The organism is Streptomyces lincolnensis (assembly GCF_021173675.1).
Lineage (GTDB): Bacteria > Actinomycetota > Actinomycetes > Streptomycetales > Streptomycetaceae > Streptomyces > Streptomyces lincolnensis_B.
Window position 1 is genome coordinate 216,925 of sequence record NZ_JAIHON010000007.1, and the last position, 11,864, is coordinate 228,788.

Annotated in this window: 11 protein-coding genes; 6 read left to right on the forward strand and 5 right to left on the reverse strand. The window is 71.2% G+C overall.

What is annotated here, in order from left to right:
• The first annotated feature begins 50 nt into the window (after positions 1-50).
• Both K4B79_RS21990 and K4B79_RS21995 read left to right on the forward strand, forming a co-directional pair.
• The gene (locus tag K4B79_RS21990; RefSeq protein WP_232028552.1) at positions 51-1,379 is read left to right on the forward strand and encodes an enolase C-terminal domain-like protein; all 1,329 of its coding nucleotides are present in this window, start codon (positions 51-53) and stop codon (positions 1,377-1,379) included.
• A 100-nt stretch (positions 1,380-1,479) separates the two neighbouring features.
• Complete coding sequence (locus K4B79_RS21995) at positions 1,480-2,157, forward strand: hypothetical protein (protein ID WP_308280461.1); 678 nt, start codon at positions 1,480-1,482, stop codon at positions 2,155-2,157.
• On the opposite strand, the gene K4B79_RS22000 is transcribed toward K4B79_RS21995, so the two are convergent.
• Together K4B79_RS22000 and K4B79_RS22005 are read right to left on the reverse strand one after the other, a co-directional pair.
• Complete coding sequence (locus tag K4B79_RS22000; RefSeq protein WP_232028553.1) at positions 2,135-2,839, reverse strand: GNAT family N-acetyltransferase; 705 nt, start codon at positions 2,837-2,839, stop codon at positions 2,135-2,137. The two genes, K4B79_RS21995 and K4B79_RS22000, sit on opposite strands and share 23 nt — an antisense overlap.
• A gap of 53 nt (positions 2,840-2,892) precedes the next feature.
• Positions 2,893-3,996: a DUF475 domain-containing protein gene (locus K4B79_RS22005; RefSeq protein ID WP_232028554.1), complete on the reverse strand. Its 1,104-nt coding sequence runs from the start codon at positions 3,994-3,996 to the stop codon at positions 2,893-2,895.
• A gap of 144 nt (positions 3,997-4,140) precedes the next feature.
• Between K4B79_RS22005 and K4B79_RS22010 the strand changes: the two genes are divergently transcribed.
• The 4 genes from K4B79_RS22010 to K4B79_RS22025 all read left to right on the forward strand — a co-directional run bounded on the left by K4B79_RS22010 (position 4,141) and on the right by K4B79_RS22025 (position 8,830).
• Positions 4,141-4,617 (forward strand): SRPBCC family protein, encoded by a 477-nt coding sequence (locus K4B79_RS22010; RefSeq protein WP_232028555.1) that lies wholly within the window; start codon positions 4,141-4,143, stop codon positions 4,615-4,617.
• Positions 4,618-4,673: 56 nt separating this feature from the next.
• Positions 4,674-5,174 carry a hypothetical protein gene (locus K4B79_RS22015; RefSeq protein WP_232028556.1) on the forward strand — a complete coding sequence of 167 codons (501 nt, stop codon included), beginning with the start codon at positions 4,674-4,676 and terminating at the stop codon, positions 5,172-5,174.
• A gap of 295 nt (positions 5,175-5,469) precedes the next feature.
• Entirely contained in the window at positions 5,470-6,885 is a 1,416-nt protein-coding gene (locus tag K4B79_RS22020) for a hypothetical protein (RefSeq protein WP_232028557.1), read from the forward strand.
• Between the two features lie 58 nt (positions 6,886-6,943).
• Positions 6,944-8,830, forward strand: a complete 1,887-nt coding sequence (locus K4B79_RS22025) for a serine/threonine-protein kinase (protein WP_232028558.1) — start codon at positions 6,944-6,946, stop codon at positions 8,828-8,830.
• Positions 8,831-8,900: 70 nt separating this feature from the next.
• On the opposite strand, the gene K4B79_RS22030 is transcribed toward K4B79_RS22025, so the two are convergent.
• From K4B79_RS22030 to efeB, 3 genes are all read right to left on the reverse strand, one after another.
• A complete protein-coding gene (locus tag K4B79_RS22030) occupies positions 8,901-9,569 on the reverse strand; it encodes a hypothetical protein (RefSeq protein WP_232028559.1) in 669 nt (222 codons plus the stop codon).
• Between the two features lie 128 nt (positions 9,570-9,697).
• Positions 9,698-10,450, reverse strand: a complete 753-nt coding sequence (locus K4B79_RS22035; protein WP_232028560.1) for a DeoR/GlpR family DNA-binding transcription regulator — start codon at positions 10,448-10,450, stop codon at positions 9,698-9,700.
• A gap of 58 nt (positions 10,451-10,508) precedes the next feature.
• Entirely contained in the window at positions 10,509-11,798 is a 1,290-nt protein-coding gene (gene efeB, locus K4B79_RS22040) for an iron uptake transporter deferrochelatase/peroxidase subunit (RefSeq protein ID WP_232028562.1), read from the reverse strand.
• Between the last annotated feature and the right edge of the window lie 66 nt (positions 11,799-11,864).

Consider the following 11,864-nt stretch of genomic DNA (forward strand, 5'->3'; position numbering starts at 1 on the left):
CCGCAGCACCCCCTGTCCTGTCGGATCTCACGAGAGCGGTATCGCCGGTCATGAGTCAGCCCGTCGTCACCAAGTTCACCGTCTACCCGGTCGCCGGCCGGGACTCCATGCTTCTCAACCTCTCCGGCGCCCATGCCCCGTACTTCACCCGCAACGTCGTCGTCCTGGAGGACTCCGAAGGACGCAGCGGCCTGGGCGAGGTGCCCGGCGGCGAGAGCATCACCCGCACCCTGCGCGACGCCGAACGTCTGGTCGTGGGCAGCCGTGTCGGCGACTACAAGCGCGTCCTGCGGGCGATGCGGGACACCTTCGCCGACCGTGACTCCGGGGGCCGCGGCGCCCAGACCTTCGACCTGCGCACCACCGTGCACGCCGTCACCGCCGTCGAGTCGGCGCTCCTGGACCTGCTCGGGCAGCACCTCGACGTCCCGGTCGCCGCCCTGCTCGGCGACGGCAAGCAGCGCGACGCCGTACGCGTCCTCGGTTACCTCTTCTACGTCGGTGACCCGGACCGTACGGACCTGGACTACGTCCGCGAGCCCGACGCGGACGTGGAGTGGTACCGCATCCGGCACGAGGAGGCGCTGACACCGGAGGCGATCGTCCGCCAGGCCGAGGCGACGTACGCCCACTACGGCTTCCACGACTTCAAGCTCAAGGGCGGAGTGCTGGCGGGCAGCGAGGAGGTGAAGGCCGTCCACGCGCTCAAGGAGCGGTTCCCCGACGCCCGGATCACCCTCGACCCCAACGGGGCCTGGTCCCTGCGCGAGGCCGTCGAACTGTGCCGCCCGCTCGTCGGCACGCTCGCCTACGCCGAGGACCCGTGCGGTGCGGAGGGCGGTTACTCCGGTCGCGAGATCCTCGCGGAGTTCCGCCGGGCCACCGGCCTGCCGACCGCCACCAACATGATCGCCACGGACTGGCGGCAGCTGACCCACGCCCTGGCCCTCCAGTCGGTGTCCATCCCGCTCGCCGACCCGCACTTCTGGACCATGCAGGGCTCGGTCCGCGTCGCCCAGCTGTGCAACGAGACCGGCCTGACCTGGGGATGCCACTCCAACAACCACTTCGACATCTCCCTGGCGATGATGGCCCACTGCGGCGCCGCCGCCCCGGGCGAGTACAACGCCCTCGACACCCACTGGATCTGGCAGGAGGGCCTGGAACGGCTCACCGTCGACCCCCCACGCATCAGCGGCGGCGAGGTCGCGGTGCCGGACACCCCCGGCCTCGGCGTCCGCCTCGACCTCGACCGGCTCCACGCCGCCCACGAACTCCACCAGGAGATCGCCGTGTCGGGCCGGGACGACGCGGTGGGCATGCGCCACCTGATCGAGGACTGGGCCTTCGACCCCAAACGCCCCTGCCTCGTACGCTGAGCCGGCCCCGGGTGCGCTGTACAGGGTCCCGCGAGGCGGGACCCCTGACCCGTCCGGCACCGCCGACTTCTTCTCCAGGACTCTCGGCCGGCGCTTCGCGGTGGACGAGGAGGACTGGCGCCGCGCCACCAAGATCACTGCCGGAGGCTGCCGGATCGGTGGCGTGAGCGACCTGGCCGACCCGGTCTATCCACCGGACATCCCTGCCCACATCGCCTACTACCTGGCGGTCGACGACGTCGAGCGACGTACCGAGGCGGCCGTGGCGAACGGCGCGCGCCTGGTCGTCCCACCGTTCGACGCGGGCGATCAGGGCCGCATGGTGACGTTGATCGATCCGGTCGGCGCCGCCTTCTCCCTGTGGGGAGCCGCATCGCTTCACCGGATGGGACGTCCCGCCCGGCCTGGCGCATGCTCCGACACGCATGGTCCTGGCGTGCGAGGAGCCGGAGCGCGCCAGGCACTTCTACCGCGCGACGACAGGGGCCCACCTTGCCCACGCCGACTTCGTAACCGCCCCAGGACCTTCCGCGTCCGCCCCGCAGTGGGAACTCGTGGTGGGCGTCGCCGATGTGGACGCCGTTCTCGCACGGGGACGCGCACAGGACGCGGGCTCAGTCGCCTGCTCCAACGAGACCGGCCGTCCCGTCGCGCGGTTGCGCAGTACGGAGGGACTGACCGTGCATGTCCGTCTCCTGGAACCGTGAGTCGACAAGCCACCGTTCGCGTCGGACTCCGTAAGGCTGCTTCACTGCTCAAGGGGTGCGGAACCCACTAAAGGTCACGTGTGTGCGGGTCTCGAAGCCCAGCCGTTCGTAGAGTGCGACCGCGGCGGTGTTCGTCTCGGCCACGTGCAGAAAGGGGCGTTCGCCGCGGGCCAGGATGCGGGCGGCGAGTGTGTTCACCAGGAGGGCGGCGTGGCCTCGCCCGCGTGCCTCGGGGGCCGTGCAGACGGCGCTGATCTCGGCCCAGCCGGGAGGGCGGAGCCGTTCGCCCGCCATGGCCACCAGCCTGCCGCCGTGGCGGATGCCGAGGTAGGTGCCGAGTTCGTGGGTGCGCGACCAGAACGGCCCGGGTCGGGTCCGCGCGGCCAGGTCGAGCATCTCGGGCACATCGGCCGCACCCAGTTCGACCACGCCGGAGTCGATCGCGGCACGGGCCCGACGGGGCCGGTCGCCGCCGGCCCAGATCATCTGGCGGCCTTCGAGGACGAAGACCGGCGCCCAGTCCGGCGGCGGGCTCGCCGGGCAACCGAACATGTCGGCGAACCCGCCCCGGCCGAGCAGCCGGGCCAGGTCGGCCCAGTCCGCCGCGTCCGGATCGAGGGGCACCGCCGAGAAGGTCGCGACGTCCGGCAGGAAGGTGGCGGCCCGGCGGATCCGGCGGCCGAGAGCTTCGTGTCGGCCGCGCAGCGACTCACCCACCGGGTCGTCCAGTACGGCGGCATCCCCGCTCGTCATCGTGCTGTGCCCTTCTCGAACCGGCGGTGCCGGCGACCTGTCCACGGCCTCGCTCACGAGGAGAGGCGCTCCAGTGGTCGTCCGTCCGCTGCCGCGAGGGCACGGTTGCGCAGTACGGACGAGACGAACGACCAGGTGATCAGGACGACGCCGATGAGGCCGGTGATGATCTCGTTGATCTGGTACTGGATGGTCACCATGAGGATCACCGCGAGGGCGCCGATCGCGTAGTGGGCGCCGTGCTCCAGGTAGACGTAGTCGTCGAGGGTGCCCTGGCGGACCAGGTAGACGGTGAGCGACCGGACGTACATCGCGCCCGTGCCCAGGCCCAGCGCCATCAGCACGATGTCGTTGGTGATGGCGAAGGCGCCGATCACACCGTCGAAGGAGAAGGACGCGTCCAGGACCTCCAGGTAGAGGAACATGAAGAACGCGGCCCGGCCCGCCAGCAGGACGGCGGACTGCTGCTTGCCGGTGTTCTCGGCCTCCTCCTCCGCTTCGAGCCTGCTCTCGAAGAAGCCGGAGAGGCCACCGACGACCAGGTAGGTGATCAGCCCGGCGATACCGGAGATCAGGACCGTCTCCGCCTTGTCCACGTGGGTGCCGCCGTGCTGGTGGGCGTGGGTGGCGAAGGTGAACGCGGTGGTCAGCAGGGCGATCAGGGCGATGCACACCGACAGCATGTCGACCTTGCCGAGCTTGGCCAGCGGACGTTCCAGCCAGGCCAGCCACTTGATGTCACGGTCCTCGAAGATGAAGTCGAGGAAGATCATCAGCAGGAACATGCCACCGAACGCGGCGATGGACGGGTGGGCGTCGGTGACCAGTTGCTGGTAGCGGTCCTTGTCGTTGAGGGCGAGGTCGACGGCCTCGACGGGGCCCATTTGGGCGCTGACGGCGACGATGACGACCGGGAAGACCAGCCGCATGCCGAAGACCGCGATCAGGACACCGACGGTGAGGAAGATCTTCTGCCAGAAGGCGTTCATCTTCTTCAGGATTCCGGCGTTGACGACGGCGTTGTCGAAGGACAGCGAGATCTCGAGGACGGCGAGGATCGCCACGACCCCGAGTGCGGTCCAGCCGTCGTAGAACACCGCCGCCGTCAGAGCCAGCGCGGTGACCGCGAACGACCAGCCGAAGGTCTTGAGGAGCACGGGCTTCCCCTCTGAAGAGGTCGTCGGGTGGGGGGCGGAAGGAGGACGACACCGTCGTCGTCGGCAGCGAGAAGATCGCCCGGGGATGGTATCCAACGTCGTCGTGCCGAGGTCGAGTCGGGTGGCGGCCGGTAGAGTCCGCCCATGGACAGGATCGACCGCGCCAGCCGGGTGATCGCGGCATCACCGGCGGCCGTCTACGGTGCCCTGCTCGACCGCGAGTCCCTTGAGGTCTGGATGCCGCCGGAGGGCATGCGGGGCCGGGTGGAGCGGTGGGATCCGCGTCCCGGCGGCGGGTTCCGGATGATCCTCACGTACCTCGACGCGTCCGACAGCCCGGGCAAGACCTCCGACGCGACGGACGTCGTGGACGTCGAGTTCGCCGACCTGGTGCCGGCGGAACGCGTGGTGCAGCGGGCGGTGTTCGAGGCCGAGGACCCGGCGTACGCGGGCACCATGACGATGACCTGGCACCTCGTACCCACAGGTGACGGGACCGACGGGACCGAGGTGACCGTCACCGCCGTGGACGTGCCACCCGGCATCGACCAGGCGGACCACGAAGCCGGGATCGCCTCCTCGCTGGCCAACCTGGCGTCGTACGTCGAGAGGTCCGACTGACGCCGGCCGGTCGCACGGCCGGGACCGGTCCCGCGGTGTGACCGCACCCTTCCGTCATGGCCCACTCCGTTCGTCACGCAGCACTGACCGTCGGCGCACTCGTCACGCTCGTGGGATGTTCCACGTCGTCCGGTACGGCGTCTCCCTCCGACCCGCCGTCCCGGCGCTCCGCGTCCACGCCGGTGTCCTCGCCGAGCCCACGACCGTCCAAGCCCCCGGCCACTCCCAGCGCCTCCGCCTCCACCTCTCCCACTCCTTCCTCGGCCTCCCCGGCCGACGGAACCCGGCTGTCGGCGTGCGCCGACGGCGAGTGCGAGGTCAGCGTCGGGGAGGGCGCCGAAGTCCCGGTTCCGGAGGCGGCGTTCGGCACGCCCGTCATGCACGTGACGAGCATCAAGGGCGACGAGACCACGCTCGAATGGCGGCGCACCGACGGATCCCGCAGCACCGTCACGCTGTTCTCGCCGGGCGGGCTGCACATCGGCGGGCACGAACTGAACGTCACCGTGCGAGGGAAGCGGGCGGTGCTGCGGATGACCGAGGCAGCCGCACCCTAGGACGACGCCCGGCGAGGCCACGCCCTTCCCGGCCGCCCCTCCCGCTCCGGGACCCCTCCCGCAGACAGGGCCGCACCCTGAGACAACCAGATCCGTTCCGTCACAGGGGGAGACCAGGATGGACACCCCGAAACCGCCTGCCACACCCGATCCCACGGGCCCGCCCGAGCCCACCGGATCACCCGATCCCACGAGCCCGCCTCAGCCCACAGATCCGCCTCAGCCCACAGATCCACCTCAGCCCACCGGACAGCCCCCCGGCGACTTCGCCCCACCGCCCTCCGACCAACTCGCCGTGTTCCACCCCGTACCTCCTCGGCCCCGCCCGCACGACCCGCTGGCCGCGGCCCTCGGCAACGCCTCCCTCCTCGGCATCGGCTATCTGATGCTGGGGCGGCGCAAGCTCGCGCTCGCCGCCGCGACGACCTCGCTCGTGCTGGTGCTCCTGGTCGTCTCCCGGGCCCGCACGTCGTACGAGATCGCCGTGGCCGTGTGGTGGGTGCTCGGCATCGCCCACGGCTGGTTCCTGGCCCATCGGGCCACGCACAGGGTCGCGGTACGACGGCAACGCCTGCTCGGGCTCGCGATGACGCTGACGGTGCTGCTCACCGCGGGGCTGCTGCGCCACGACGCGCACCGGATCGCGGACGACGTCGCCGAGGCCCGCCGGGACGGCGACTGCGCACGGGTGGTGAGCGCGCAGCGGGACGTGTGGTGGGGCGACCGCGTCGGCGACGCACCGCTGACCGCGTCCGGCGACGAGATGGTCCGGGCGTGCGAGCGGCTGGAGACGGCCACGGCCGAACTGAACAGCGCGCTGACCGGGGACACCGAGGCACTGGAGAAGGGCTTCGGCACCCTCGCGCGGGTGCTCGCCGAACCGGGCAACGCCAGGACGGTCGAGACGACCCTGAACGGATTCCTGCGCGGCCTGCCCACCGAGGACCCCTGCACCACCGTCGCCCTCACCGACTGGCTGCGCCAACGGGCGCCCAGCCAGGACGTGTTGGACCGCTCGACCGCCACCGCCGAACGGACCGCGCCCGCCGCGCTCGTCGGCTGCGGCGACGACCTCATGGCGGACGACAGCTGGGACGAGGCCCGCACCCGGTACGAGCAGTTGCTCGACCGGTACCCCGGCGGCGACCTCGCCGACCGGGCCCGCAAGGGCGCCAGGAAGGCCACCTTGAGCATCGAGTTGGACACCGTCCGCAAACTGCTCGTCGACAGCGCCGACGGGCAGCCCGCGTACTGCTCCGACCCGGCGAAGTACAGCGGCGCCAGGCCCGCGGGCAAGGGCACCAACCGCGCGCTGTTCTACGGCGGGGACGAGTACAGCGTCCTGCGCGACTACGTGAAGCAGCTCCCCGGCTCCTGGAAGGCCGGCGACGCCTCCGACGCGGCACTGGTGGTGTGCATGGGCGAGGACACCTTCGGCACCTCCGTCGAGACCTGCCCGTACGAGAACGAGTCCACCGGCGCGGTGACCTACGTGAGTTTCCACAAGGTCGCGATTCCCGTGAAGGTCTACGAGGTGCGCACCGGCAGGCTGGTCACCGACCGCAGGATCCAGATCGGCGGCACGAGCTGCCCGTCGAGGTTCTCGTACTTCGCCACCGGTGACGGCGACACGGCCCCGCCGTCGACCAGGTACGTCACCACCTCCAAGTCCGGTGTCCGCGCCGCCTTCGAACCGCTGGTGGTCCGATGACCGGTCTCGCGAGCCCTCACCGCGACGCGCCGACGCGCGGGAAAGGAGAACAGCCCTGATGGCGACGGAACGGGAGCGCGTCATCGCCGGGCGGTACCGGCTGCGGCAGCGGCTGGGCGCCGGTGGCGGCGGCAGCGTCTGGCTGGCCGAGGACGACAGACTCCGGGCGCAGGTCGCCGTCAAGGAGATCGACGTACCGCCCGCACCGGACCCGGCCGTCGGCGACCTCGCCGACCGGGGCCGCAACGAGGCATTGAAGGCCGCCCAGTTGCGCGAGCACCCGAACGTCATCACGGTCTACGACGTGGTGGAGCACGACGACCGCCCGTGGATCGTGATGGAGTACCTGCCCGGTACGCGCGACCTGCGCGCGGTGGTCAAGGAGCGCGGCCCGCTGTCCAGCGAGGAGGCTGCCCGGATCGGGGCGGCCGCGCTCGACGGACTCGGGGCCGGGCACCGGCTCGGCATCATCCACCGCGATGTGAAGCCCTCCAACATCCTGCTGGCACCGGACCACTCGGGCACCGCGGACGGCCGCGTCCTCCTCACGGACTACGGCATCTCGCTGCGCCCGCGCGAGACCCGCGTGACCCAGAGCGGCATGGTCGTCGGCACCCCGGGCTATGTGGCACCGGAACGGCTGTCCGGCGGCGAGGCGACCGCGGACTCCGACCTGTTCTCGCTCGGTGTCACCCTCTACTACGCCGTCGAGGGCACCGGACCCTTCGAGCGGGACACCCTCGACGCGGCCCTCCTGGCGGTCCTGACCACGGAACCGTCCGTGCCGCGGCGGGCGAGCGAGCCGCTCGGCCGGGTCATCATGGGGCTGCTGGCGAAGAACCCGCAGGACCGGTGGGGCGCGGAGCGGGCACATGAACTCCTCGCGGAGGCGGCGGGCGGCCGTGGCGCGGACGGAGGACCCGGATCCCCTCGACGTCAGGGCGCAACAGAGTCCGACGGCTCCGGCGACCCGGCCGTCCCCGCCACCGCGGCCGGCACGGCCCACCCCGCTGTGCCCGCCCGGGCGTCCGCCACAGCGGCCCGGCTGCTCAGGGGCGGCCCCGGTCGTCGCGCGCCCGTGTTCCTCGCGCTCGCCGCGACACTGGCCGGTGGTGCCGGATTCGCGCTGGGCGCCGCCGTGTTCGGCGACGGGGGCGAGGGCACGCGGCCGATGGAGGTCAGGGCCAAGACGGTGGCGACGCCGTCCCCGACGCCCTCGCCGACGGTGACGCGCAGCGCGTATCCGTACGGCAGGCAGGCCGGGCTGCGCGACGCGCTCGCGGCGGGGCAGTGCGTCGACGCCGACTGGAAGGACGGGGCGTACCAGGGGCGGGCCGGCATCAATGCCGTGGACTGCGACGACGATCCCGAGGGCCAGGTCATCGCGACCGTGGCCGGGCCCGCCGTGTCGGCCTCCGACGGGGACGCCGTGCGGGGCGCGTGCGCCCGGCGTACCGCGAAGCTGCGAGCGAGCATGCCCGACCCCGTGCTGTACGTCCTCACCCCGGAGAAGGGCCAGAGCGAGCCGCCGGACTCGGCGTGCCTGCTGTTCCTGAAGAACGCCACCCTCGGCGGCCCGGTCGGCGACTTCCGCAAGGTCGGCGACGAGGTGTTCATCACGCAGCTGGGCGCGGGGGACTGCATCAACTCCGTGGAGGACGGCGAGGGTTCGTCCACCGAGACCCTGGTGAGCTGCGACCGGCCGCACGACGAACAGGTGGTCGGCTGGACCTGGGCCTCCGGTGAGGGCTCCTCCGACAGCGTCGACACCGGCAGCCTGTGCGAGGAGAAGTACGGCGTCAACTGGGCCCGCGGCCAGGGCCACAAGATGTGGGGCTGGACCTCCTCCGACGAGTGGGACGACGGGTTCCGCCAGGTGATGTGCAGCGTGGCCCGCGACGACGAGAAGAAGCTGCCCGGGGGCGTGCTGAAGCCGGCGTACTGACGCTCATGCGCACATGGGTGTGGGGCCCGGCTTGAAGGCCGGGCCCCACACCCATGGTTGGGCTCCGCGGTCAGTGCCGCAGGGACGGTGTGTCGGCCTTCGGCGTCACGCGGTTGGCACTGAGGTAGGCCGAGATGCCCAGGGCGAGCAGCCAGTAGCTGAGGATGGCGCCCATCGAGGCGGTGCTGCCCCAGCCGTTGGCCGCGTAGAAGTTCGCCGGGTCGTTGCCGAAGAACATGGACGGTACGAAGACCAGGTTGACGCCGGCCAGGATGTAGGCGGAGCGGCTGGTCCAGCGCGGCAGCAGGTTCGTACGGGAGATGGCGTACCCCACCGTCGTGAGGAACAGCGCCAGCAGCATGCGGCCGATCGAGCCGTAGAGGATGTAGGTGCCGCTGACCGCGATGGTCGGATCGATGGAATGGTCGGCGGCGATGACCGCGCCGGCCTCCAGCCCGCTGGAGACCAGGGTGACCGTCGTGTAGACCAGTCCGACGGAGAAGGCCATCGAACCCACCCACTCGTAGGCCGGGTTCACCCGCTTGACCAGCTCACGGAAGGCCGTCACGAACACGATCAGGCAGGTCAGCGAGACGATCGCGATCAGCAGCCGGGCCAGGACGTTCGAGTCCGGCGGCGGACCGGAGTAGATGAAGTACAGCGGTACCTCGATGATCAGAGCGGCTGCGGAGACGATGCCGGCCAGGCCCGTCAGACGCCTGGCGAAGGTCTCGTTCATGGGGTTCCCCCGAAGTCCGGTGGCGGATTCCTCGTCGGTTCCTTCCCGACGCCTTGAATCCTGCCGTTCCCGGCCGGGCCAGTCCCTGGGCCTGGACACCCGATGCGGGGGTGGCCCTACCGACACCGTCACCGCGTACGCAGCACCCGCACCCCTGCCTCCTCGAGCGCCGTACACGTCCCCCTGTCCGCCGACGGGTCGGTCACCACCGCGTCCAGGTCCCCCGGACCGCAGATCTTCACCATGCCCGTGCCGGGGAACTTGCCGTGGTCGGCGAGGAGTACGGCCTTGTCGCTCGCGGCGATCATGGCACGCCGGGCGGGGACCTCGGCGACGGTGGTGTCCATGACCTGGCCGCCGGGCCGGATGCCGCAGGCTCCCATGAAGAGCCAGTCGGCGTGCACGTGGCGAAGGGCGTCCTCGGTCATGAAACCGTCCAGGGAACGGGAGTCACGCAGGACCATGCCGCCCAGCAGCATCAGCTCGACGGTGTCGTCGTCGACGAGCTCCTCGTACACGGCGAGGTTGTTGGTGATCACCGTGAGGTGGCGTCCGCGCAGGAGGGGCGCCAGCCGGTGGACGGTGGTGCCGGAGTCGAGAATGACCGACTGCCCGTCCTCGATCATGGTCGCGGCGAGAGCGGCGATCGCGTCCTTCTCGGGCAGCTTCGCTTCGGCGGCCTCGGCGAACGGCGCACGGTCGTCCTCGATGACCGCTCCTCCGTGGACCCGGGTGAGCAGCCCCTCCTCCTCGAGTTTGAGGAGATCACGTCGTACCGTCGCCGCACTGGCACCCAGCCGGCCCGCGAGTTCGGTCACGGTGACCGTGCCACCGGATCGCAGCTCCCGCATGATGAGTTGGTGTCGTTGTTCGGCCAGCACGCAGCGAGACACTACACGCGCCCTTCCCGACGGCCCGTCTCCGGTCCGCCGAGGCGTCTCACCCCTTGAGCAGGGCGCGGCCCAGCCAGTCGGAGCGGTCGCGGACGCCGGGCAGGGCGAAGAAGTAGCCGCCGCCGGTCGGGGTGATGTAGTCGACCAGGGGCTCGTCGATCAGCCGGGTCTGGGTGGCCTCGAACTGGCGGACCACGTCCTGCTGGTAGCAGCAGAACGCCAGCCCCATGTCGAGGTTGCCGGCCTTGTCGACGCCACGGTCGTAGTTGTAGCCGCGGCGCAGCAGGCGCGAGGTGTCGGTTGCGGCGGTACGCGGGTTGGCGAGGCGGATGTGGGCGTCGAGGGGGATGGCCCTGCCGTGCGGATCCTTGGCGTAGTGGGGGATGTCGGTCTCCTCGGTGCCGTCGAGCGGGGCACCGGTGTCACGGCGGCGGCCGATCATCGTCTCCTGCTCGATGAGCGAGACCCGGTCCCAGAACTCCACCCGCATCCGGATGATGCGGATCACCTGGTAGCTGCCGCCGACCGCCCAGGACGGCTCGCCGTCGGCGTCGGTGACCCACACCAGGCGGTTCATCTCGCGTCCGGAGGAGGTGTCGGGGTTGGCGATGCCGTCCTTGAAGCCGAGGAGGTTGCGCTGGGCGCCGGAAGGACGCGAAGGGTTCTGGAAGCCGTCCACCCGCCACTTGATCTGCATGGCTCCGCGGGTGTGCCGGGTCAGGTCGCGCAACGCGTGCAGCACGGTGTCGGAGTGGCCCGCGCAGAGCTGCAGGGACAGGTCGCCGTGGCACTCGGCGGCGTCCAGGTCGTCGTTGGGGAAGGTACGCATCGCGGTGAGGTGCCGTGGCCGGGAGGCCGCCAGGCCGTAGCGGTCGTCGAAGAGCGAGGCGCCCAGACCCACGGTGACGGTCAGATCGTCGGCGGGTATCTCGGGCCCGAGGATGCCGCTGTCGGAGGGCGGGGCCCCCACGCCCAGGTTCTCGGGCGTACCGCCGCCGGTCAAGAATCGGGCCCGGGAGGTCAACGTGCGCAGCAGATCGGTGAGTTCGGCGCGGTTCTCGGCGGTGACGTCGAAGGAGACGAAGGCCGCGGCGGGCGGCTGCGGGGTGACGATCCCGGCCTGGTGGACGCCGTGGAAGGGCACCGTGCCGCTGTCCGCCGCGCTGTTCTCGGCGGCGTCGGCCCGCCCGCCCGTGAGCTCCGCCCCGACGAGACCGGCCCCGGCGAGCGCCGCACCGGCCGCGCCGACCCCGAGCGCGGTCCTGACGAACGTACGACGGCCCGTCGGGAGGGCCCCGTCCTGCCCTGCTGCGGGGCCCGGCTGCTGGGTCGTCATCGGGATGGTCCTTTCCTGACGGTTGGGTGCAAGGGAACGCGGTAAGGGGGTGCGACGGAGCGAGCC